Here is a 21,257-nt window from a genome sequence, read left to right on the forward strand (position 1 = left end):
TGCCAGGATGATCGATTGGGAGGTCTGGAACGATGTTGAACCGTGTAATTCTGATTGGCAGATTGACGAGAGACCCTGAGCTCCGTTATACACCTGCAGGCGTTGCCGTGACACAATTTACAATTGCGGTCGATCGTCCGTTTACGAGCGGACAAGGCGAACGCGAGGCGGATTTTATTCCGGTCGTAACTTGGCGGCAGCTCGCTGAAACTTGCGCCAACTACTTGCGTAAAGGCCGCTTAACGGCGGTTGAGGGACGCATTCAAGTGCGGAACTACGAGAACAACGAAGGCAAACGCGTCTACGTGACGGAAGTTATTGCCGATAACGTTCGTTTCTTGGAATCCAATCGCGAAGGCGGAGCTCCGCGTGAAGAAGGCGGCAATAGCTACAGCGGCGGCAATAACAATGGCGGCGGATCTTTCGGCGGTGGCGGCGGCTCGTCTTATGGCGGCAGCGGCGGCGGAAGCCGGTCGGGTAACAACTCACGCAACGACAGCCGTGACCCATTCTCGGATGATGGTCGACCGATCGATATATCAGAAGATGATTTGCCATTTTAATTGAAAGGACGGATACGAATGAGCTTTAAGCAAAGAGAAGGCGGAGACGGAGAACGTCCAGAACGCAAATTCGGCGGCCGCAAAGGCGGACGCAACAAACGCCGTAAAGTTTGTTTCTTCACTGTAAACAAAATTACTCACATTGACTATAAAGACACGGACTTGCTCCGTAAGTTCATCAGCGAGCGCGGCAAAATCTTGCCACGCCGTGTGACTGGAACAAGCGCGAAATACCAACGCTTGCTGACTGTTGCAATCAAACGTGCGCGTACAGTAGCATTGCTGCCATATACGACTGAATAGGTCGTTACTTGAGTACGGGGGATCCTTTGATTAGGATCCCCCGTGTTTTGTTTCTATTGTTTTTGAACCCGGAACCGCTTGAATTGATAATAGGCTAAATCTCGCTCCCGCCGCTAGGTGGGGGCTATTGGACGTTCATATCATACGAAAGGGCCTATTTTTCTATAAATAGTTTCTAGTCTAGACAATAGTTGGCTATTAGTCCATGCTTAAGAAAAACAACTCACGTACACTGAACAATCTTTATAGGAGGTGTCGTATTGAGTTGTCCCATTATAAAAAAACGTTGCAAAAGGAAACCCATTATTGTGTGCCGTCCAAAAGGGAAAAAAAAGAAACATCGTCCTCGAGTTATTAAGAAGATAGCTTGTAAAAAGTGTCCCCCACCTGACGGGCAGCAATTACTACGAGAGCTTGCTGGAGCCATTGCAGAAGCTGGACCTCAAGGACTTGCAGGAGCTCTTGGACCCCAAGGACTAACAGGGCTTGTAGGAGCAATTGGCGAACTTGGACCCGAAGGACTTGCAGGAGCACTTGGACCTCAGGGAGCAGCAGGACTTATAGGAGCGATAGGAGCACTTGGACCCCAAGGAATCGCAGGAGCACTTGGCCCTCAAGGATTAGCAGGACTTGTAGGAGCAATTGGCGAACTTGGACCCGAAGGACTTACAGGAGCACTTGGACCCCAGGGAGCAGCAGGACTTGTAGGAGCGATAGGTGCACTTGGGCCCCAAGGATTAGCAGGGCTTGCAGGAGCAATTGGCGCAGCTGGATTGACGGGTCCAACAGGAGCAACGGGACCAACGGGGCCTGTAGGGCCGGCTGGTGGAGTATTAGGCTTTGCAGATTTTTTTGCCTTGATGCCTCCTAATAACGCGGCAACTGTCGCTCCTAACACTGACGTAAGTTTTCCGCAAGATGGTCCAATTAGCGGGACTGCGATTACACGTATAAATGCGAGCTCATTTAACTTGGCTGCAATTGGCACATATCAGGTTTTATTTCAGGTAAATGTAAATGAAGCGGGTCAATTGATTTTAACACTAAATGGTGCTGACTTAGCCTATACAGTGGTCGGGCGTGCAACAGGAACTTCTCAAATAGTAGGAATGGCGCTTGTACAAACAACAATCATCAATTCAGTACTCACAGTTCGAAATCCTGCGGGTAATTCCACAGCACTTACAATCACTCCATTAGCTGGAGGAACCAGGCCGGATTCCGCACATCTTGTTATAATGCAGATCGCATAGAGGGTTAAATCTTAAACAGAATTGTTTGCTTCTGCGATACAAATATAGCGGCTTAGTAGAATAGGCACTTTTCTGCACATCCTCCGTACGACCGGACAGCAAGGCAAAGCAGGGATGTTCTAGAGCCCATGAGCATCCCTATTAAGTTTTTAGTAAGAAAAGGTACATAATAAGATATTGTTCAACAATTGCAACGCTTGCTGACTGTAGCCATCAAACGTGCGCGCACTGTAGCATTGCTTCCATCCACGACTGAGCAGCTTACTGCTCCAAAAGCCTGTTGAGACGATTCTCGAAAGTTTTTTTTTCACGCATAAATTCATTTTCTTTAGAAAAACACCTATTTCATACCCGAAATCGCAGCCTTTTGCCGAAAATAGGAATTGAACATTTTTCGAAAGAAGCATACAATAAGCTTATTGAGAAGCGACGAGCCGTTATCGTTTGTCCGGAATGTGAATGTTTTCACAATAATGTGGCATTTTTAGAAATTGGTTCGATTACAGCTCATAATTTACAGCTAGCAAAGGGAGGCTGCAATTCGTATGTCCGAAACAGTAACGAAACAACCCGAAAGCGGGGCAGAAGCAGTATCTGTACGTGAACTGGATGTGCTTGAACAATTGTTGAAGCCGGAGGTTCAATCCTCGCTGAACACCTTGGTAGAAAACTTGCCTAAATTGGCGGAAATGGTCACGCTGTTGACTAAAGTTTACGATGTGGCAACAACAGTGGCAAACGACAAAGTGCTTGTAAATGATATGATTCATGGCGCAGGCGACTTCATTATGCCGGTTGTAGACAAAGCAAAAGGCTTGGCTGCAGCAGCAGTAGAAGCAGGAGACCGCGCTCAAGCGGACGCAACGACGACGATCGGCCTGTTTGGCGTGTTGAAAATGCTTAAGGACCCGCAAGTTCAAGCTACGCTTCGTTTCGCGCAGTCTTTCCTTACGGTATTGTCCGAACGTAAAAATAACGCTAACTAAAAAGCATCTATACTAGGACGGAGGATTAGATTAGCATGGCTAAACAAATTTTGATTCTAGGCGGCGGCTACGGCGGCTTGCTGACTGCAATTACTGCCCGCAAACATTTCTCGCCTGAAGAGGCGTCGATCACGCTCGTGAACCGCGTTCCTTACCACCAAATCGTAACGGAACTGCACCGCCTGGCTGTTAACGGCCTGGACGAGAAGAACGTTGCGCTGCCGCTTAACAAGCTGCTGAAAAACAAATCGATCGAGCTGATTATCGACAACGTTGAAAACATCGATCCGGAGAAAAAACAAGTTCGCCTGCTGGCAAGCGGCAACCTGGGCTACGATAAGCTCGTTGTAGCGCTTGGCGGCGAAACCGCATTTTTCGGCATTCCTGGACTCGAAGAAAACAGCATGACGCTGAAATCGGTTGAAGAAGCGAAAAAAGTATACGCGCATATCCAAGCTCGTTTGGATGCATACGCGAAATCGAAAGACGAGAAAGACGCAACGATCGTTATCGGCGGCGGCGGCCTGACAGGCATCGAGCTGATCGGTGAAATTGCTGACAAACTGCCAAGCTGGTGCGATGCAAAAGGCATCGACCGCAGCCAAATCAAGCTGTACAACATCGAGGCTGGTCCTTCCATTCTGGCTGGCTTCCCAACCGAGCTTGTTGACCGCGCGAAAGAGAGCTTGACGAACCGCGGTGTAACGCTGATCATGGGCGTTGCAGTAACAGAAGTACAAGGCACAAAAGTTATGCTGAAAGACGGCAACTCGATCGATACGAACACATTCGTATGGACGGGCGGCGTTACAGGCAACCCGGTTGTTGCAAACTGCGGTATTGAAGTTAACCGCGGCCGCGCGACCGTTACTGAATTCCTGCAATCGACATCGCATGCAGACGTATTCCTTGCTGGCGACAACGCGGTTGTATTCGGACCGGAAGGCCGTCCATACCCGCCAAGCGCGCAAATCGCATGGCAAATGGGCGAAGCGATCGGCTACAACCTGTATGCTGAGCATAAAGGCATCCCAATGAAGTCGTTCCAATTCGTGAACTCCGGCGTACTGGCGAGCCTTGGCCGCAAAGACGCAATCGGCACCGTTGGCGCAAGCCAGCTTCGACTGAAAGGCGTTCCAGCTTCCCTGATGAAAGAAGCGAGCAACGTGCGTTACCTCGGTCACGTGAACGGCTTGTTCTCCCTCGTTCATTAATTCTTATTAATCAAGCAAACCCCTTATCCGCGCGGATAAGGGGTTTTTCTTTTTATCAAGCGCCTGTTCATAATTCGCATTCGCTATTTGTCCGATGCTATAATTTAGAAGATACGGAATAGAGAGTGAGGCTTGCGGATGGAGGATCTTCATACGGGTAAGAGCACGAACCGCTTTAAGCAATTTTTTCTTAATAATAAGTTTGTCGTCTTTTTGTTAGTGCTGCTGCTCATCGGACTGAACATTTTTGTGTTTACAAAAATATCGTTTATTTTCACGCCGCTGACTGTTCTGCTAAAGACAATATTGCTCCCGGTATTGCTGGCAGGCGTCGTTTATTATTTGCTGAATCCGATCGTGGACTATATGGAAAAATGGAAAATAAAACGGGTGTACTCGATTCTTCTGTTGTTCCTGATCATTATTGGACTTATAGCGATTTTGCTTGGGGCAGTCATTCCGCTTATAACAGATCAGATCACTTCATTAATCGACAATTTCCCTTATTATGCGAAGCAGGCGCAAAACCAAATCGATTCGCTAATGGGGAGCGATTTAACGGGGCAAATCCAGCAATACTTCAATTTTGATCCGAATGATCTGGTCAATAATGCAACGCAGAAGGTAACGGAAGTATTAAACAACGCATGGTCAAGCATCGGTTCCTTCATTAGCACGCTGAAAGAAATTCTACTCGCCATCATTACGCTGCCATTTATTTTGTTCTATCTGTTATACGAGGGAAAAAAGCTGCCGCGCACTATCGTTGGCTTCCTTCCAAACAAGCTGCGTATGCCTTCGCTTCGCGTATTTAGCGAGATGAATCTGCAGATCAGTAGCTATATTCGCGGACAGATCATTGTCAGCTTCTGCATCGGGCTTCTGCTCTACATCGGCTACATTATTATCGGGTTAAAATATTCGCTTGTTCTTGCGCTCATTGCCGCTTGTACCGCCGTCATTCCTTATTTGGGACCGGCAATTGCGATTACGCCTGCGCTGGTCGTCGCGCTCGTAACCTCGCCAATTATGCTGGTTAAAATGATTGTTATCTGGACGATCGTTCAGCTTATTGAAGGCAAATTCATTTCGCCGCAAATTATGGGCAAGACGTTAAAAATTCATCCGATCACGATCATCTTTGTCATTCTTACAGCAGGCAATTTGTTTGGGGTAGCGGGCGTCATTCTGGCAGTTCCCGGCTATGCGGTGCTCAAAGTGATCTTCATGAATTTGTTCAACTATATGAAGGCGAAGTCGACGCTTTATGAGGATGAGCCGATAGAAAAGATTGAACCGTAATAAGGCATCTGGTATAATAAAAGGCAAGAAATGAATAAGCACGGACTTGGAGGAGCCTGTCACCGACGGGCTTTTTCTGTCTTTTGCGGAAGAGCCTGTATAATTGCAGGCTCTTTTTTGCATGCTTATTTGAGAAGAGGGAGAGGTGCGCACTGATGACGTTTATTCTTTATTTAATGTTGATTATTCTCGCTACGAAAGCGGCTGGAGCGCTGTCCGTAAAGCTGGGCCAGCCTTCTGTGCTGGGCAAGCTGCTTGCCGGCATCGTGCTCGGACCAGCCATTCTCGGCTGGGTGAAGCCGGATGATTTTATCGGCCATTTTGCCGAAATCGGCGTGCTGCTTCTGATGTTTATTGCGGGGCTCGAGACGGATGTGGAGCAGCTGCGCCGCAACTGGAGGTCCAGCTTTGCTGTAGCGGTTGGCGGCATTATTTTGCCTTTTATCGGAGGCTATGGGTTGGCGGAAGCTTTTGGACTGACGAAGGATCAGGCGTTATTCCTCGGTCTGCTGCTTTGCGCCACGTCCGTGAGCATATCGGTTCAAACGCTTAAGGAGATGGATAAACTCGGCTCGAGGGAAGGAACGACGATTCTGGGCGCGGCCGTTGTCGACGATGTCATCGTTGTTGTGCTGCTTGCGGTCATGATGAGCTTTCTGGGAGCGGGGCAAGACGTCTCCATTGGCCTGCTGATCGGCAAGAAGGTACTGTTCTTCCTTGTCGTTGCGGTTGCCGGCTGGCTCGTCGTGCCGCGCTTCATGCGGCTGTTCGCGCCTTTCCGTGTAACCGAGGCGGTCATGAGCGCCGGTCTTATCGTTTGCCTGGCCTTTTCCTATTTCGCTGAGCAAATGGGGATCGCCGGCATTATCGGCGCATTCGCAGCAGGCATTGCGATCTCGCAAACGGCCTACAAGCATCAAGTCGAGTCGAAAATCGAGCCAATCGCCTATACGCTGTTCGTTCCGGTCTTTTTCGTAAGCATTGGTTTGAACATTACGTTTGACGGGGTAGGGAGTCAATGGCTGTTTATTGTGCTGCTGACTTTGATTGCGGTCGTTACGAAGCTGCTTGGCGGCGGGGTTGGAGCAAGATTGACCGGCTTTAACAACCGGTCTGCGCTTGTTATCGGCTCCGGCATGGTATCCAGGGGAGAGGTAGCGCTTATTATCGCCGCAACGGGCTTGCAGGCGGGCTTGCTGCTGCCGCAATATTTTACATCGGTCGTGCTGGTCGTCATCTTGACGACGTTGATTACGCCGCCGCTGCTAAAGGCCGTTTTTACAGATAAGCATGTCCAGCCTTCAGAGTAAAATTAAAAAAGCGATTCAAGAGCCGAGGAGCTCCTGAATCGCTTTCGCTTTATTATTTCGTTACGCCGTTTCAACCTCGCCCACAATTTCTTCGCTTGGATCTTCGATAATGAGCTCGACTTTCTTGATGCGGTGCTTGCCGATTTCACGGATGATGAACCGCATGTTTTCGTGGCGCAGCTCCTTGCCCGGCTTCGGATCTTGGATGATGCTGTACAACCAGCCGCCGACCGTGTCAACATCGTCATTGTCCAGATGCGCGCCAGTCATGTCGCTGATCTCGTCGAGCAGCACTTTGCCGTCCAGCAGGTAGCAGTTGTCCGCAAGCTTCTCGATCTCGCGGCGCTCGTCGCCGTCGAATTCGTCGCGGATTTCGCCAACGATTTCTTCCAAGATGTCTTCGATCGTAATGAGACCGGATGTGCCGCCATATTCGTCCATCAGAATGGCGATATGAACGCGTTCTTGCTGCATGCGCTTAAGCAAAGTTTTGACCGGCAGTACCTCGGATACGGTAAGCACCGGATGAATGAGCTTTTTGAAATCAAATTCACGGTTGTCCTGGAATTCCAAGAACAGCTGCTTCGTATTGATCATACCGATAATATTGTCTTTGCTCTCAGTCGCAACTGGGAAACGTGTATATTGTTCCTTGCGGATAATTTCCATATTCTCGATCAACGAGTTGTTCGTATACAAGCAAATCATATCGGTGCGGGGCACCATAATTTCTTTGGCAAGCATTTCGTCAAAGGCGAAGATGCGGCTAACATAACCGTATTCGGTATTGTTGATCTTGCCGCTTTGGAAGCTGTCGTTCAGAATAATCTGAATCTCTTCTTCCGTATGCGCCTCTTCATGCTCCTTAGCAGGCTTAAGTCCGAACAGGCGGGTAATAAAACCGGCCGAGCCGTTCAACGCCCAAATAAAAGGGTACATGATTTTGTGGAACCAAATAATGGGCTGCGCGACCTGGAAGCTAATAAATTCGGCTTTCTGAATCGCCCACGTTTTCGGAGCAAGCTCGCCCACTACGACGTGAAGAAAGGTAACTGAAGCAAAAGCAATGATAAAGGATAAAATATGGCTAATGTCGCCGTTGATGCCTACCCCTTCAAATACGGGATAAAGGATTTTCTCGACGGTCGGTTCTCCAAGCCAGCCGAGTCCGAGCGCTGTAATCGTGATGCCGAGCTGACAGGCGGACAGATAAGCGTCCAAGTTGCTTGTCACGCGCTGCACGGCGATAGCGTTCTTCTTACCTTCAAGCACCAATTGATCGACGCGGCTTGTGCGAAGCCGGATAATCGCAAATTCCGTTGCGACGAAAAAAGCGGTTAATACGATCAATAAGGCAATCAAAAACAAATTCAATCCTATACTACTGTCCATTTCGGTTCTTCACAATCCTTTATAATGTAGTTTTAACGTGAAACGATATCTGCAAGCTGCCAAAGCTTTAACCGTTTACGCTAGTATATATTGTTTACTATATCGAAAATGATAGATCAGATGCAAATTTACTGTGGAGCGATGCTGGTCTGTTACTGAGAAATAGAGCGGATAAATCAAACGTATCGCGCTGTTATCGGCATTTATCTCCGCTTTACAAGCAATTGTTCATGGGCGTAAGATAAGTTCATGTGAACTCGAAATGAACCATTGGTTGCAGGAGGCAGGAGAAGACAAGATGGAGGCCTTCACACTTACACGCAAAGAGATGGCCGGTTTGCTGCTGGCGCTGCAAGGCGGAGGCGATCGGAATCCGCTTCAGGTGCTTCAGCATGCTTGGAGAAAGGCGCACAGCGATGCGCTGACTTCCGGCCAGACGCTGCCGGCATTTCTATCGACCGCATTGCCGCCCATACTTGAAAAACTAATTAAAGGCAATCAGCTGCGAGGCTGCTCGCTTCAAGAAATAAACGCGCTGGGGCAGCTGATCGAGAACTCTCATTTATCGACGACCTCGATGCAAAACTGGGTAAAGCGGGATTTTAAAGCGTATTTCGCCTGCCCGCAAATCGGCAAAAAATATTCGCTCAATCAGGCTGCGCTTCTCTATATTATTGATGATTTGAAAGCTAATCTCGATTTTGATTCGATTCGCAGCTTATTCGATCTATTATTCCGCAAACCGCAGGATAACGGGAACGGCGGGAGCGGAGTGAAGCTGATTGATCCGCTGGAATTGTACGTTTGCTACGCCACTTTGTTCGAAGAGTTGAATGAAGGGGAGCGGGAACAGCTGCTGGAGAAGCGAATTCGCGCCGCAGCCGCTCGGATAGCGGAACAGTATGAGCACTTAGGCAGCGAGCAGCGGGAAGCGCTGCGCAACATTTTGTTTATTGCGGTGCTGTCGATTCAGACGGCGCAGTTTCAAGCATTGGCTAGAAAATATTGCAACGCTACGCTGTTCTTGAAGCCGTAGCCGCAGCGAACCGGAAAGGATCGATGTCAGGATGCAATCGTTAATTGAATATTGCGAGCAGAAACGCGGTGCAAGCGGAGAATATCCGTTTGGGCCGGAACCGCTCGTCATGAAGGTTGCCGGCAAAATGTTCGCATTGTTCTCCGCAGAATCGGTGTCGCTCAAATGCGATCCGATCATCGCTGCTAATCTGCGCGAGGAGCATGCGGCGGTTAAGCCGGGCTACCATTTGAACAAGAAGCACTGGAACACCGTTCTGAATGACGGAACGTTGAGCAATGAAGAAATGAAGAGCATGATCGACCATTCCTATGAGCTGGTTGTCGCGAGCTTGACGAAAGCGGCAAGGCAAGCGCTGGCGGAATTGAAGTAAAACAAAGAGGCAGAGTCCGGCGATGCTAGTCCGGCTCTGCCTCGCCTGTTGTTAGAACTTGCTTGCCTGCTGTTCGGCCCAGTCGCCGATAACCGGCAGTTTAAAGTACTTGCCTTGCAGCGCGAGCAGCATAAGAGCGATCCATAGAATGAAGCTGACCGGTGCGAGAATGACGCCAAGCACCCATCCGATGAAAGGGATAAAGCCGAGCACGATATTCAGAACAATCAGAATGACGGAAACGACAATGGATTGCATGGCGTGGAACTTGACGAACCGGCTTTGCTTCTCGATCGCGATAAAAATGATACCTGTAACGAACCATCCTAAATAAGCTAGCAAGCCTGCTATTTTCGGGTCGAGACCTGTTGAGGATTGATCTGGTTGAAAGCCAGGCGTGGTCATAAAGGCACACCCTTTCTATTAGTATTCCTGCCTTGATTGTATTCTAAGTCCGCTTGCAATATTCCTCATCATTTAATCCACCAATTGATAGATTATTCCAGATCGCGAGATGTTGCTATGTATAAATTAGCAGATTTGTGTTGTAAAAGTTTTGTAACTTGTCGAGCGGCAGACTCGTTTAGAATTGAGGAGTGCGTTTTTTGTATTGTGCACGCCAATAAAAAGCATAGGTGCAAGCAACGGAGATAAAGGTTGAGCAGGAGGAGCGCAAGCGTTCGCCTTTGTTTTCGGATTTCGTCTGCGAATGGATGCATTCAAGAAATCTGAAAACAACAGCGACCGGAAGCCAACCTTTATTGCAGTGGTGAATAACCTATGAAATATGGTTAGGAGAAAACGAATAAAAATGAATAAGAAATCATTGCCATTTAAATTATCAATTGTTGCTGTCGTTGTTGTTCTGCTTGGCGCAACTGCTTATATGAATCGGGCGGCGCTTGCGGTGCTCGGCTTCAATCTCTTTCTGTCCGATACGGTGGAGAAAGGGCTTGAGGGCAGCTATAAGCCGCTCGAAGGCCGCGAGCAGATAGCAGCGGTATCGACCGTGAGCAAAACACAGGAGCCATTTTCCGTATTGCTGCTTGGCGTCGATCAGCGCGCTCACGAGGACGGCCGCTCCGATACGATGATCTATACGGTCGTCCGTCCAAAGGACGGAGCCATTCTAATGGTCTCGATTCCTCGCGATACGTACGTGGATATCGCAGGCAAAGACAAGAAGGATAAAATTACGCATGCCTATGCCTTCGGCGGGGCGAAAATGGCGCTGGAGACCGTCGAGAGGCTGTTCGGCTCGCCGATCAACCATTACGCGACCATTAATTTTGAAGGCTTTCGCAACGTCATAGACGCTATGGGCGGGATATCTCTCCCAATAGAAAAAGATTTAGTCAATGACGATCCCGATCATGAGCATTTTGTCGTCAAAGCGGGCCAGGACGTGTATAATGGGACCGATGCGCTTAATTATGTCCGCTATCGCGAAGACGCGGGCGGCGATATGAGCCGGACCGAACGCCACCAGACGTTTCTGAATGCGATGCTGGATAAGGCGGCTGCAGTCAGCCAATGGACGAAAATTCCGGAGCTCATTCAAATTATGGGCGACAACTTTAGCACCGATATGCAGCCGAACCAAATGATCGAGCTGGGGCAGTCGCTGCTGCAAGCGGACAACCGGACGATTTACAGCCATACGCTTAAGGGCGAAGGCCGACGCCTCAAGGAAGGCGGAGCGTGGGTTTATTTTGCCGATGAAGAGGATTTGGGCAAGGCGCAGCAAATGATTCAAAGCTGGCTTGATGCGGATACCGCTAAAGGCTCGCTCATTTTGCCGGATAAATATGTATCGAAGCAGCCCGTGCAGTCGCTGTCGAGCGGAAGCGGGAATGCGGATACGAACGAGGGAACAACGGCAGCGCATCCATAAGTGGCAAGGAAATGGAGTTGAATGACGGATGAATATTGCGTTTTTTCTTCTGCCGAAGCAGGAGGTGGTAACCGTAACGCAAGAAGCGACGCTCAGGCAAACCCTTGAGAAAATGGAGCATCACCGCTATACGGCCGTTCCGATCATCGATCAAGACGGCGGTTATGCCGGTACGGTAACGGAAGGCGACTTGCTATGGTTTATGAAAAACCGGCCGGATATTACGTTTGAGACGGCCAACCGGGTAAAGCTGTCGGAGGTGCCGCTCAGGCTTAACAATCGCTCGGTGCAAATCGATTCAAAGATGGAAGATTTGATCAGCTTGGCGAAGGTGCAGAACTTTGTGCCTGTCGTGGACGATATGGGCCGATTTATCGGCATTGTTAGACGAAGCGAAATTATCGATTATTGCCAGACGATTATGCAAGGCTCAACCGCAGCAGCAAACGCTCAGCTTAGCTAAGCTCAAGAGGGTGTATGGTCTAATTTTCCAGCAATAGGGGAGAATAAGGCCATACCATCTTCAGGAGGGTCTTACATGAGCGAACAGGAGCGCCAGAAAGACGGAAACCGCAGACGGTTCCGTCTTTTTGTTATGATTGCGGTTGCAGCGGCGGCGTTGTATCCGGGCTGGTACCGGCATGACGCAGACGCGGAGAAGAGAGCGGCGAAACAATGGACAGCGGGAGAGGCAGTAAAGGCGGCTGTTGTCCAGCAGCAGATGGAGTGGACCGACGAAGAGCTTGCCAAAACGTACGATACCGTCATTACCGGAGGGCGAGTCATCAACCCGGAGACACAGCTAGACGGGCCAGGATGGAACGTCGGCATCGAGGGCGGCGGGATCGCAATTGTAACGCCGAAACCGTTGAAAGGGAAAAAGGTGATCGACGCCAAAGGGATGGTCGTCGCCCCTGGCTTTATAGACAACCTGTCGTACGATCCGAATCCGCTGGGCGTCTGGCAGAAAATTGCCGATGGAGTGACTGCGAACATCGCTATGCACGGAGGCACGTCAACGCCAGCCAAGTGGTACGACTATTACGGACGCAACGAGACGCCGCTCCACTACGGCGCCTCCTTCTTCTATACGCAGGCGCGAAATCAGTTCCGTCTGGGCAGGTACGACAGCGCGCAGCCGGAGCAGATCGGCGAGCTGACCTTGCAAGCGGAGCAGGCGCTGAACGAAGGCGCGCTGGGCATTTCGTTCAGCCTTGAATATGTGCCGGGCATTACGGCGGCGGAAATCATTCCGCTTATGGAGCTGGCCCATGAGTACAATGTGCCGGTCTATTTCCATGCGCGTTATTCCGATATGGAGCCGCCTGGCACGAATATCGAGGCGATTAACGAGCTGATCGGCTACGCCAAGCAGACCGGCGCCTCTGTGCATATCGATCATATTAACAGCACGGGCGGCACGTTCTCGATGAAGCAGTCGCTGGCGCTCGTTGAGGGAGCAAGAGACGAGGGGCTTGATCTGACTGCCTGCATCTACCCCTATGATTACTGGGGAACGTACTTGAACTCGACTCGCTTCGATGCGGGCTGGCAATCGCGGTTCCGCATTTCGTTTGAGGACCTGCAAATTGCCGGTACGATGGAACGGCTGACGGAGCAGACGTTTGCCCGCTATCGTTCGGAAGGAAAGCTGGCGGTAGCGTACGCGATTCCGGAGCAGGATGTCGTCGATGCGTTGAAAGCGCCGTACGTCATGATCGGCAGCGACGCTATTCTCGAGCCCGGGCTGAACAATCATCCGCGGGCATCGGGCACGTTCGCGCGGACAGTCGGGTTGTACGCGCGCGAGCGGAAGGCAATTACGCTGATGGACGCCGTTGCGAAGATGAGCCTGCTGCCCGCGCAGCGGCTGGAGAAGCAAGCGCCGGCGCTGCGCCGCAAAGGGCGGCTGGCGAAAGGGATGGACGCCGATATCGTCGTGTTCGACTACAAGACGATTATCGATCGCTCGACGGTGGAGCGGCCGGATCAGACTTCAAGCGGCATCAAGCATGTGCTGATCGGCGGCCGGGCGGTGCTGGAGAACGGCAAGCTGAACAAGCGGATTCGTGTCGGCGAGCCGATACGGAGCCAGTTTGTCCGTTTGAAGGGTGTGGACGGCGAACTGAACTGGGGTGCGAAGCAGTATCCGGTCATTTCTTTGTATGGCGCCCATTATGTTGATATTCGCGCGCTGGAGCAGCATGGCTACCGGCTAAGCTGGGACGACGTTCGCCGCGTCTATTCGGCGCAAACACAGCAATCGGGCACGGAGCAGACGAAGGACGCGCTCAAAGCGTTGGCAGGCATGGGGGCGGACTCTGCAGCTGTGAAGGGAACGGGAGCGGCAGGGGCAGTAGAGGCAGGTCCGGAAGCCGCACCTTCTGCCGGACAGCTGCTGCTGGAGCGGGGCTATACGGTCGAGACCGATTCTGGCGCAAGCGCCGCGCTGCTCTCGGTCGGGAAGCAGGATTTCATTCCGCTGTCGCTGCTTGGCCAAATGGGCTTCACTGTCAATTATGACGAAAATGTGTGGGATGTCGCGATGGAATAAGAGGCGTTAAGAAGCGGCGGCGAAGGGAAGCTGATGGCAGCCTTTTGCCGCCGCCTTTTTTAACACTTGCTCGAAATATCGTTTGCACGCTGAAAAAGATGCTATGTGTTGCTTTTGTGCTATAATGAGGTTTGAAAAGCTTGTAAAGGCAAGGCTTACGATTAATGTGCGCAGAGGTGAAAGGTTTGAAGTCCGGATTAAAATCGGTTCTTTGGAGCGCAGCGGCATTGCTCCTTACTCTGTCGTTGGCGGTTCCCGGTTTGAATTTGTTAGCCGTCCTGCCGATGATGGTGCCTTACGTTGTTCTATATACGATGCTTTCGCCGCGGTCATTCCTGCTTCATCTAATTCCGGTGTGGGCTGTGGCAGCCATTCTTGTAGGGCCGTCCGTACTCATAGTAGCGGTGTTCTTCCTCGTTCCATCCCTTGTCTTGGGACATTTCTATCGCAAGAAAGCTGCTGCCGGCATGGCGCTTAGGCGAACGTTCGTGACGTTATTGGCGTTATTGCTGCTTCAGCTGATCGCTTTTGAATATGTGATCGGATTTTCGATGATTGACCAAATGAGCAGTGTCGTGCGCGATACATACGCCGGATTGGAGCGGCAGAAGCTGCTGCCGGCGGATTGGAATGCAGACTATACCGAATTGGTCATCCGGCTTATGATTCAATCGATTCCCATGGCTTTTATATTCGTGGCATTCTTCTATACGGTAATTACGCATTTTCTCGCTCGCAGATTGCTCAGAGCTAGCGGGGTCGAGGCGCCAGGGCTGCCGATGGCGAAAGATTGGATGCTGCCGCGCGTTCTCTTTGTTTATTATTTAATCGCTTATGTAGTCAACCTTGTTGTACCGAACGACAGCAGTTCCTTTCTCGCGGTTGCGTTAATGAACCTGATGCCGCTCATGCGGTACGCTTTTGCGATTCAAGCTATCGGATTTTTCTTCTTTATTGCGCATGAGCGCGGGTGGCACAAGGTGTTCCCGATTCTCATCGCGATTCCGGTGCTGCTCTTCCCGCCGCTTAGCTTAATCGGCGTGATCGACGTAGCTTTACCGATCCGAAAAGCATTTAAGAAATCATAGCACGGGAGCGAAAAGGAAATGCCGAAGTTTCTTGTCACGCGATGGCACGGAATGCACCAGATCTGGGCTTTCGCATTAATGGTATTGATGACGGTGGCGCTGGCGTGGTTCGAGTGGGTGCTCGGGCTAACCGCTTTGCTGCTTACGATTGCCGCAGGCGTCTATGCAGTGCTCGCTGAGCGCGCATTTCGGAAAGATCTGAAGTCTTATTTAGGGACGCTGTCCTACCGGGTGAAAAAAGCGGGCAATGACGTTATCAGCGAATTGCCTATCGGTATCATTTTGTATAATGAAGATAAAACGGTGGAATGGCATAATCCCTATATTTCGCAAATGACGACGCAGGAATCAGTGGTCGGTGTTCCTCTGGTGGAACTGTTTCCCATTTTGCAGCAGGCGAAGGACCGCGAGGGAACGATTGAGGCTACCTTTGGGGGCCGCATTTACCAGCTTATTTTCAAGCCTAAGGAACGGATTCTGTATATTAACGATATAACGGATTTGTGGCAATTGGGCAGAAAATACGATGAAGAGAAGCTTGCTCTCGGCGTCGTTATGATCGACAGTCTGGAGGAAGTTACGCAAGGGATGGATGACCATCAGCGAAGCTCGCTTCAGGCGAAGGTGACAACGGAAATTACGGAATGGGCGCAGCGATTCCATATTTATTTGAAACGGCTCACGTCCGACCGTTTCTTGCTCATAACCGATCAGAAGACGCTCAGACAGCTGGAGCAATCTCGCTTTGTCGTGCTGGACGAGGTGCGGGAGATGACCGGCGATCAGAAAATACCGATTACGCTAAGCATTGGCTTCGCCGCAGGCGCGGAGAGCATTGTGGAGCTCGGCCAATGGGCGCAATCGAGCCTTGATATTGCGCTTGGACGCGGCGGCGACCAGGCGTCGGTGAAATTTGGCGGCCGGCAGTCGTTCTACGGCGGCAAGTCAAATGCGGTGGAGAAGCGCACACGGGTGCGCGCCCGCGTCGTAGCGCATGCGCTGCGCGACTTGATTCGCGAGAGCAGCAATGTCGTCATTATGGGCCACAAGATGCCCGATATGGACGCGATTGGCGCGGCGATCGGCGTGCTGAAGGCGGCGCAGATGGGCGGCAAAGAGGCGTATATCGTTCTTGAGGGCATCAATCCCGCCATCCAGAAAATGATGGAGCTGCTTCGGGAGGACGAGAAGTTCGCCAAGCGCTTCGTGACGCCGGAGCAGGCGATGGGACTGATGGAGCCGGGGACGCTGGCGATCGTCGTCGATACGCATAAGGCTTCGATGGTGAAGGAGCCGAAGCTGCTCAGCATGACGAACAAAATCGTCGTCGTCGATCATCATCGGCGGGGCGAGGAGTTTATCGGCAACGCCATCCTCGTCTATATGGAACCGTACGCGTCGTCCACTTGCGAGCTGGTAACCGAGCTGCTGCAATACATTCATGACCGCGTTACGCTCGATGTACGCGAGGCGACGGCGCTGCTCGCGGGCATCACGGTCGATACGAAAAGCTTCTCGCTCCGCACCGGCGCGAGAACGTTCGAAGCGGCATCGTTCCTACGGCGGCATGGCGCCGATTCGATGATGATTCAGCGGATGCTGAAGGAAGATCTTGAAGAGTACGTGAAGAAAGCAGAAATTATTAAGCATGCCGGCGTCTATTATGAGCATATTGCGATTGCGGTCGCGGAGCCGGGCCGCAAGGTCGCGCAGCTGCTGATCGCACAGTCGGCCGATACGCTGCTGAACATGACCGGCATTCTCGCTTCCTTCGTTGTCGGCGAGCGGCCGGATGGGCTGATCGGTGTCAGCGCCCGCTCGCTTGGCGCGATGAACGTGCAGGTCGTCATGGAGCGCATGGGCGGCGGCGGACATTTGACGAATGCTGCGGCACAGCTGGAAGGCACGGTTAACGAAGTCGCCGAGAAGCTGAAAAAAGTTTTGGAAGAAATTGAAGCGGAAGAGGGGTTATTCGAATGAAAGTAATCTTTTTGAAGGATGTTAAAGGGCAAGGCAAAAAAGGCGAGGTTAAGGAGCTGTCGGAAGGCTACGTGCGCAACTTCTTGCTGCCGCAAGGGCTGGCTAAGCTGGCTTCCGACGGCAACCTGAAGACGCTGGAGGTTCAGAACGCTTCCGAAGCGAAGCGCAAAGCGCAAGAGAAGCTGGACGCGCAAGAGCTTGGCAAGAAGCTGGAGGAGATGACGGTTGTCATCAAGACGAAAGCGGGCGAAGGCGGCCGGTTGTTCGGCGCGATTACGAGCAAGCAAATCGCTGAGGCGCTGGCGGAACAGAAGGGCATTAAGATCGATAAACGCAAAATCGAGCTCGAAGATCCAATTCGTACGCTCGGCGTAACGCAAGTGCCGGTAAAGCTGCATGTTGACGTGAAAGCGAAGCTGAACGTTCAGGCGGCTGAAGAGTAGAAGGAAGCATTCGGCGGCTTGACCGTGTGACCGCGTGTGTTCGCGTTTCCAAGTGTTCGAGTGTACGAGCAAGGCAAAACTGCAATTGTACAGTTTTTCAGGACTCTTTACTGGATTATGATGACAAAAGCTGCAACAGTGCAGGCTTTTCGAGTAAATATAGCGGATGAGGATCAGACGTGGAGCGAAAGCCTGCAAATTTGCAGGCTCCTCCGGCTGGGTCAAACGAAACAAGAGGGAAAGATGCACTTTTGCATCTTTTTCCTCTGTTTATAGCGGGTTATGTAGCGCTGGCAGAGAAAAGTAGAATGCTAGTGCTAGATTTAGAATGGAAAGTTCAGGCGGAAGCGTCCGACTTGGAAACAAACTGCTGTTACTCTATGCTATATGGCTTGCTATACTTGAACGAGTTAAGTATGCGAGCAGTAAGATAACAACGCCATTGGGGAGTTATTCCCTGTGCGAATAAGATTAGACACGGGAGGGGACTATTGATGAGTACGGAGCTGATGTTTGACCGCGTTCCGCCGCAAAACCTGGAAGCGGAGCAGGCTGTCATCGGGGCCATATTGCTGCAGGCCGAAGCGCTGATCACGGCGATGGAACGGGTACGCAGCGAGGACTTTTACAGCGTTCCCCATCAACATATCTATGAAGCGATGGTTGAGTTGGGCGAGAGCAATCAGCCGGTCGATCTTGTAACGCTGACCGCGCATTTGCAGGATCAGCAGCTGCTGGAGGAAATCGGCGGGGTTTCGTATTTGGCCAAGCTGGCCAATGCGGTGCCGACGGCAGCCAACGTCGATTATTATGCGCAAATCGTTGAAGAAAAATCGATGCTCCGGCGCCTTATTCGGACGGCGACGAATATCGTGACCGACGGTTATGCCAATACGGAAGAGGTTAGTGTACTCTTAAGCGATGCAGAGCGCCAAATTCTTGAAATTTCAAATCGCCGCTCCAGCAGCGGTTTTATATCGATCCGCGACGTCTTGATGGAAGTATTTGAAAAGGTCGAGACGCTCTATATGAACAAAGGGCAAGGGACGACCGGCATCCCGTCGGGGTTTACCGATCTCGACAAGATGACGTCAGGCTTTCAGAGAAACGATCTTATCATTGTAGCTGCCCGTCCTTCTGTAGGTAAAACGGCATTCGCGCTGAATATTGCGCAAAACGTCGGCGTCCGCGCCCGCGAGACGGTCGCGATATTCAGTTTGGAGATGTCGGCGGCGCAGCTCGTGCAACGTATGGTATGCGCCGAGTCGAACGTGGACGCCGGCCGCATGCGGACCGGTTATTTGGAAGGCGACGACTGGGAGAAGCTGACGATGGCGATCGGTGCGTTGTCCGAAGCGCAGGTCTATATAGACGACACGCCGGGTGTTACAGTCGCCGACATTCGCGCCAAGTGCCGCCGTCTCAAGAAAGAGCGCGGACTCGGCATGATTCTGATCGATTACCTCCAGCTTATTCAAGGACGCGGCAAAGCCGGCGAGAACCGTCAGCAAGAGGTATCGGAAATTTCACGTACGCTGAAGCAGATTGCCAGGGAGCTTGAAGTGCCCGTTATTGCGCTGTCCCAGCTCAGCCGGGGCGTTGAGCAGCGGCAGGATAAACGTCCGATGATGTCCGACCTTCGGGAATCGGGATCGATCGAGCAGGACGCCGACATCGTAGCGTTCCTTTACCGGGACGATTACTACGATAAAGAATCGGAGAAGAAGAACATTATCGAGATCATTATCGCCAAACAGCGTAACGGTCCGGTAGGAACGGTAGAGCTTGTTTTCTTGAAAAACTTCAATAAATTCGTAAGCATTGATCGAACGCATGAGGATCCTTCGCAAGCTTCATAGATTATGAGATTATATCCGAACAATTGTATGGGTCCCTGTACAATTGTTCGTTTTTAGTTTGACTTCTATAGGGCGTACTGATACACTAATAATGCTGTCTTCTGCTTTAGACGAGCTGCTCCATCGGACCCGGCATCGCACAAAGCTCATTACGACGGTAAATTTCGGTGTGCTTAGACACCGGACGGGGGTATGTTTATGTCTACGGTAGTTGTTGTCGGTACGCAGTGGGGAGACGAAGGGAAAGGCAAAATTACCGACTATTTGGCGGACGGTGCGGACGTTGTCGCTCGTTACCAAGGCGGTAACAATGCCGGACACACCATTCTCATCGACAATAAGAAGTACAAGCTGACGATGATTCCATCGGGTATTTTCAATCACAATAAAATTTGCGTGATCGGCAACGGCATGGTTATTAACCCGCAAGCGCTGATCGACGAAATTAATTATATTCATGACAATGGCTTCTCGACAGACAACCTGAAGATTAGCGACCGCGCTCATGTTATCATGCCTTACCACCTCGTGCTGGACGGTCTTGAAGAAGAGCGCAAAGGCGATAACAAAATCGGCACAACGCGCAAAGGCATCGGCCCTTGCTACATGGACAAAGCAGCGCGCAACGGTATCCGTATCGCTGACTTGATGGACGCCGAAGAGTTTGAATCCAAAGTTCGTCGTCTCGTTGTCGAGAAGAACCAAGTGATTCAGCAAGTATATGGCGGAGAGCCGCTTGACGCTGACGCTATCGTATCCGAATATTTGGGCTATGCCGAGTTCATTCGCAAATACGTGACAGACACATCCGTTGTGCTGAACGATGCGATCGATGCGAACAAAAAAGTATTGTTCGAAGGTGCGCAAGGCGTCATGCTCGATATCGACCAAGGCACATATCCGTTCGTAACATCGTCGAACCCGTCCGCGGGCGGCGTATGTATCGGTTCGGGCGTAGGCCCGTCGAAAATTCAACAGGTTATCGGCGTAGCGAAAGCCTATACAACTCGCGTTGGCGACGGTCCGTTCCCAACAGAGCAAATGAACGCAATTGGCGATCTGATCCGCGACAAAGGCCACGAGTACGGTACGGTTACAGGCCGTCCGCGCCGCGTCGGCTGGTTCGACACGGTCGTTGTCCGCCATGCCCGCCGCGTTAGCGGTATTACAGGTTTGTCGCTCAATTCCCTCGACGTGCTGTCGGGTCTTGAAACGGTTAAAATTTGTACGGCATACAAATATCGCGGCGAAGTAATCGAGCATTACCCGGCAAGTCTGAAAGTGCTTGCGGAATGCGAAGCGGTATATGAAGAAATGCCAGGCTGGTCCGAGGATATCACTGGCGCTAAGAAGCTGGAGGATCTTCCAGTTAACACGCTGAACTACTTGAACCGCGTATCGGAATTGACAGGTATTCCGATCGCGATCTTCTCCGTCGGCCGCAACCGCGAGCAGACGAACCCGGTCGTATCGATATACGGCGAATAATTCGAATTCGATTGATTAAGGGGCTGTCCCATAAGTCATGAAAATGACGATGGGATACCCCTTTTTTTATCTGGGTTAAACAGTAAACTGCTCATTTAAATGTTCTTCCGATCGCCATTGCTCAGGGATTCCTTTGAATCAACGAGGTAAGGTTGGGATCCCTTCACAAAAACGAACGCTGACGCTTCTCCAGAATCATTTAAATGCTCCGTCTACCCT

Annotated in this window: 20 protein-coding genes; 18 read left to right on the forward strand and 2 right to left on the reverse strand. The window is 51.1% G+C overall.

The window, feature by feature from the left end; genetic code table 11:
- Positions 1-32 precede the first annotated feature (32 nt).
- The 8 genes from ssb (at position 33) to GOM71_RS21130 (ending at position 6,931) form a co-directional block, all read left to right on the forward strand.
- Entirely contained in the window at positions 33-563 is a 531-nt protein-coding gene (gene ssb, locus GOM71_RS21095) for a single-stranded DNA-binding protein (RefSeq protein WP_156284672.1), read from the forward strand.
- An 18-nt stretch (positions 564-581) separates the two neighbouring features.
- The gene (gene rpsR, locus GOM71_RS21100; RefSeq protein WP_156284673.1) at positions 582-866 is read left to right on the forward strand and encodes a 30S ribosomal protein S18; all 285 of its coding nucleotides are present in this window, start codon (positions 582-584) and stop codon (positions 864-866) included.
- A 260-nt stretch (positions 867-1,126) separates the two neighbouring features.
- The gene (locus tag GOM71_RS21105) at positions 1,127-2,119 is read left to right on the forward strand and encodes a collagen-like protein (RefSeq protein ID WP_156284675.1); all 993 of its coding nucleotides are present in this window, start codon (positions 1,127-1,129) and stop codon (positions 2,117-2,119) included.
- Positions 2,120-2,295: 176 nt separating this feature from the next.
- Positions 2,296-2,403 (forward strand): hypothetical protein, encoded by a 108-nt coding sequence (locus GOM71_RS21110; RefSeq protein WP_367649738.1) that lies wholly within the window; start codon positions 2,296-2,298, stop codon positions 2,401-2,403.
- Between the two features lie 261 nt (positions 2,404-2,664).
- Positions 2,665-3,105, forward strand: coding sequence for a DUF1641 domain-containing protein (locus GOM71_RS21115; protein ID WP_156284677.1), 441 nt, complete (start codon positions 2,665-2,667; stop codon positions 3,103-3,105).
- A gap of 35 nt (positions 3,106-3,140) precedes the next feature.
- Positions 3,141-4,319, forward strand: a complete 1,179-nt coding sequence (locus tag GOM71_RS21120; protein ID WP_156284679.1) for an NAD(P)/FAD-dependent oxidoreductase — start codon at positions 3,141-3,143, stop codon at positions 4,317-4,319.
- 138 nt (positions 4,320-4,457) lie between these two features.
- Positions 4,458-5,621 carry an AI-2E family transporter gene (locus tag GOM71_RS21125; RefSeq protein WP_156284681.1) on the forward strand — a complete coding sequence of 388 codons (1,164 nt, stop codon included), beginning with the start codon at positions 4,458-4,460 and terminating at the stop codon, positions 5,619-5,621.
- Positions 5,622-5,776: 155 nt separating this feature from the next.
- Complete coding sequence (locus GOM71_RS21130) at positions 5,777-6,931, forward strand: cation:proton antiporter (protein ID WP_156284683.1); 1,155 nt, start codon at positions 5,777-5,779, stop codon at positions 6,929-6,931.
- A 60-nt stretch (positions 6,932-6,991) separates the two neighbouring features.
- Here GOM71_RS21130 and GOM71_RS21135 read toward each other — a convergent pair whose 3' ends face one another.
- On the reverse strand, positions 6,992-8,323 hold the full coding sequence (locus GOM71_RS21135; RefSeq protein ID WP_156284685.1) for a hemolysin family protein: 1,332 nt from the start codon (positions 8,321-8,323) through the stop codon (positions 6,992-6,994).
- Between the two features lie 298 nt (positions 8,324-8,621).
- Between GOM71_RS21135 and GOM71_RS21140 the strand changes: the two genes are divergently transcribed.
- The gene (locus tag GOM71_RS21140) at positions 8,622-9,359 is read left to right on the forward strand and encodes a DUF1836 domain-containing protein (protein ID WP_156284687.1); all 738 of its coding nucleotides are present in this window, start codon (positions 8,622-8,624) and stop codon (positions 9,357-9,359) included.
- A 31-nt stretch (positions 9,360-9,390) separates the two neighbouring features.
- Positions 9,391-9,732: an MmcQ/YjbR family DNA-binding protein gene (locus GOM71_RS21145; RefSeq protein ID WP_156284689.1), complete on the forward strand. Its 342-nt coding sequence runs from the start codon at positions 9,391-9,393 to the stop codon at positions 9,730-9,732.
- Positions 9,733-9,783: 51 nt separating this feature from the next.
- On the opposite strand, the gene GOM71_RS21150 is transcribed toward GOM71_RS21145, so the two are convergent.
- The gene (locus GOM71_RS21150; protein ID WP_156284691.1) at positions 9,784-10,137 is read right to left on the reverse strand and encodes a DUF4870 domain-containing protein; all 354 of its coding nucleotides are present in this window, start codon (positions 10,135-10,137) and stop codon (positions 9,784-9,786) included.
- Positions 10,138-10,543: 406 nt separating this feature from the next.
- On the opposite strand from GOM71_RS21150, the gene GOM71_RS21155 reads away from it, so the two are divergent.
- The 8 genes from GOM71_RS21155 (at position 10,544) to GOM71_RS21190 (ending at position 21,038) form a co-directional block, all read left to right on the forward strand.
- Positions 10,544-11,626 (forward strand): LCP family protein, encoded by a 1,083-nt coding sequence (locus GOM71_RS21155; RefSeq protein ID WP_156284693.1) that lies wholly within the window; start codon positions 10,544-10,546, stop codon positions 11,624-11,626.
- Between the two features lie 28 nt (positions 11,627-11,654).
- Positions 11,655-12,089, forward strand: coding sequence for a CBS domain-containing protein (locus tag GOM71_RS21160; protein ID WP_156284695.1), 435 nt, complete (start codon positions 11,655-11,657; stop codon positions 12,087-12,089).
- Between the two features lie 75 nt (positions 12,090-12,164).
- Positions 12,165-14,180 carry an amidohydrolase family protein gene (locus tag GOM71_RS21165; RefSeq protein WP_156284697.1) on the forward strand — a complete coding sequence of 672 codons (2,016 nt, stop codon included), beginning with the start codon at positions 12,165-12,167 and terminating at the stop codon, positions 14,178-14,180.
- A gap of 176 nt (positions 14,181-14,356) precedes the next feature.
- Entirely contained in the window at positions 14,357-15,268 is a 912-nt protein-coding gene (locus tag GOM71_RS21170; RefSeq protein WP_367649737.1) for a DUF2232 domain-containing protein, read from the forward strand.
- An 18-nt stretch (positions 15,269-15,286) separates the two neighbouring features.
- Entirely contained in the window at positions 15,287-17,248 is a 1,962-nt protein-coding gene (locus GOM71_RS21175; protein ID WP_156284701.1) for a DHH family phosphoesterase, read from the forward strand.
- Positions 17,245-17,691 carry a 50S ribosomal protein L9 gene (gene rplI / locus GOM71_RS21180; RefSeq protein ID WP_156284703.1) on the forward strand — a complete coding sequence of 149 codons (447 nt, stop codon included), beginning with the start codon at positions 17,245-17,247 and terminating at the stop codon, positions 17,689-17,691. Before GOM71_RS21175 ends, rplI begins: the two co-directional genes overlap by 4 nt.
- 494 nt (positions 17,692-18,185) lie before the next feature.
- A complete protein-coding gene (gene dnaB / locus GOM71_RS21185; RefSeq protein WP_156284705.1) occupies positions 18,186-19,550 on the forward strand; it encodes a replicative DNA helicase in 1,365 nt (454 codons plus the stop codon).
- A gap of 198 nt (positions 19,551-19,748) precedes the next feature.
- Positions 19,749-21,038: an adenylosuccinate synthase gene (locus GOM71_RS21190; protein ID WP_156284707.1), complete on the forward strand. Its 1,290-nt coding sequence runs from the start codon at positions 19,749-19,751 to the stop codon at positions 21,036-21,038.
- Positions 21,039-21,257: the final 219 nt, after the last annotated feature.

Origin of the sequence: Paenibacillus sp. NEAU-GSW1 (assembly GCF_009737085.1) — a bacterium.
Classification (GTDB): Bacteria; Bacillota; Bacilli; order Paenibacillales; family Paenibacillaceae; genus Pristimantibacillus.

Coding starts and splice junctions, on each gene's coding strand:
- GOM71_RS21125 (WP_156284681.1), top strand. CDS start 4,458: ATGGAGGATCTTCATACGGGTAAGAGCACGAACCGCTTTAAGCAATTT.
- GOM71_RS21145 (WP_156284689.1), top strand. CDS start 9,391: ATGCAATCGTTAATTGAATATTGCGAGCAGAAACGCGGTGCAAGCGGA.
- rpsR (WP_156284673.1), top strand. CDS start 582: ATGAGCTTTAAGCAAAGAGAAGGCGGAGACGGAGAACGTCCAGAACGC.
- GOM71_RS21120 (WP_156284679.1), top strand. CDS start 3,141: ATGGCTAAACAAATTTTGATTCTAGGCGGCGGCTACGGCGGCTTGCTG.
- ssb (WP_156284672.1), top strand. CDS start 33: ATGTTGAACCGTGTAATTCTGATTGGCAGATTGACGAGAGACCCTGAG.
- GOM71_RS21140 (WP_156284687.1), top strand. CDS start 8,622: ATGGAGGCCTTCACACTTACACGCAAAGAGATGGCCGGTTTGCTGCTG.
- GOM71_RS21190 (WP_156284707.1), top strand. CDS start 19,749: ATGTCTACGGTAGTTGTTGTCGGTACGCAGTGGGGAGACGAAGGGAAA.
- rplI (WP_156284703.1), top strand. CDS start 17,245: ATGAAAGTAATCTTTTTGAAGGATGTTAAAGGGCAAGGCAAAAAAGGC.
- GOM71_RS21160 (WP_156284695.1), top strand. CDS start 11,655: ATGAATATTGCGTTTTTTCTTCTGCCGAAGCAGGAGGTGGTAACCGTA.
- GOM71_RS21130 (WP_156284683.1), top strand. CDS start 5,777: ATGACGTTTATTCTTTATTTAATGTTGATTATTCTCGCTACGAAAGCG.
- GOM71_RS21135 (WP_156284685.1), bottom strand. CDS start 8,323: ATGGACAGTAGTATAGGATTGAATTTGTTTTTGATTGCCTTATTGATC.
- dnaB (WP_156284705.1), top strand. CDS start 18,186: ATGAGTACGGAGCTGATGTTTGACCGCGTTCCGCCGCAAAACCTGGAA.
- GOM71_RS21165 (WP_156284697.1), top strand. CDS start 12,165: ATGAGCGAACAGGAGCGCCAGAAAGACGGAAACCGCAGACGGTTCCGT.
- GOM71_RS21175 (WP_156284701.1), top strand. CDS start 15,287: ATGCCGAAGTTTCTTGTCACGCGATGGCACGGAATGCACCAGATCTGG.
- GOM71_RS21150 (WP_156284691.1), bottom strand. CDS start 10,137: ATGACCACGCCTGGCTTTCAACCAGATCAATCCTCAACAGGTCTCGAC.
- GOM71_RS21115 (WP_156284677.1), top strand. CDS start 2,665: ATGTCCGAAACAGTAACGAAACAACCCGAAAGCGGGGCAGAAGCAGTA.
- GOM71_RS21155 (WP_156284693.1), top strand. CDS start 10,544: ATGAATAAGAAATCATTGCCATTTAAATTATCAATTGTTGCTGTCGTT.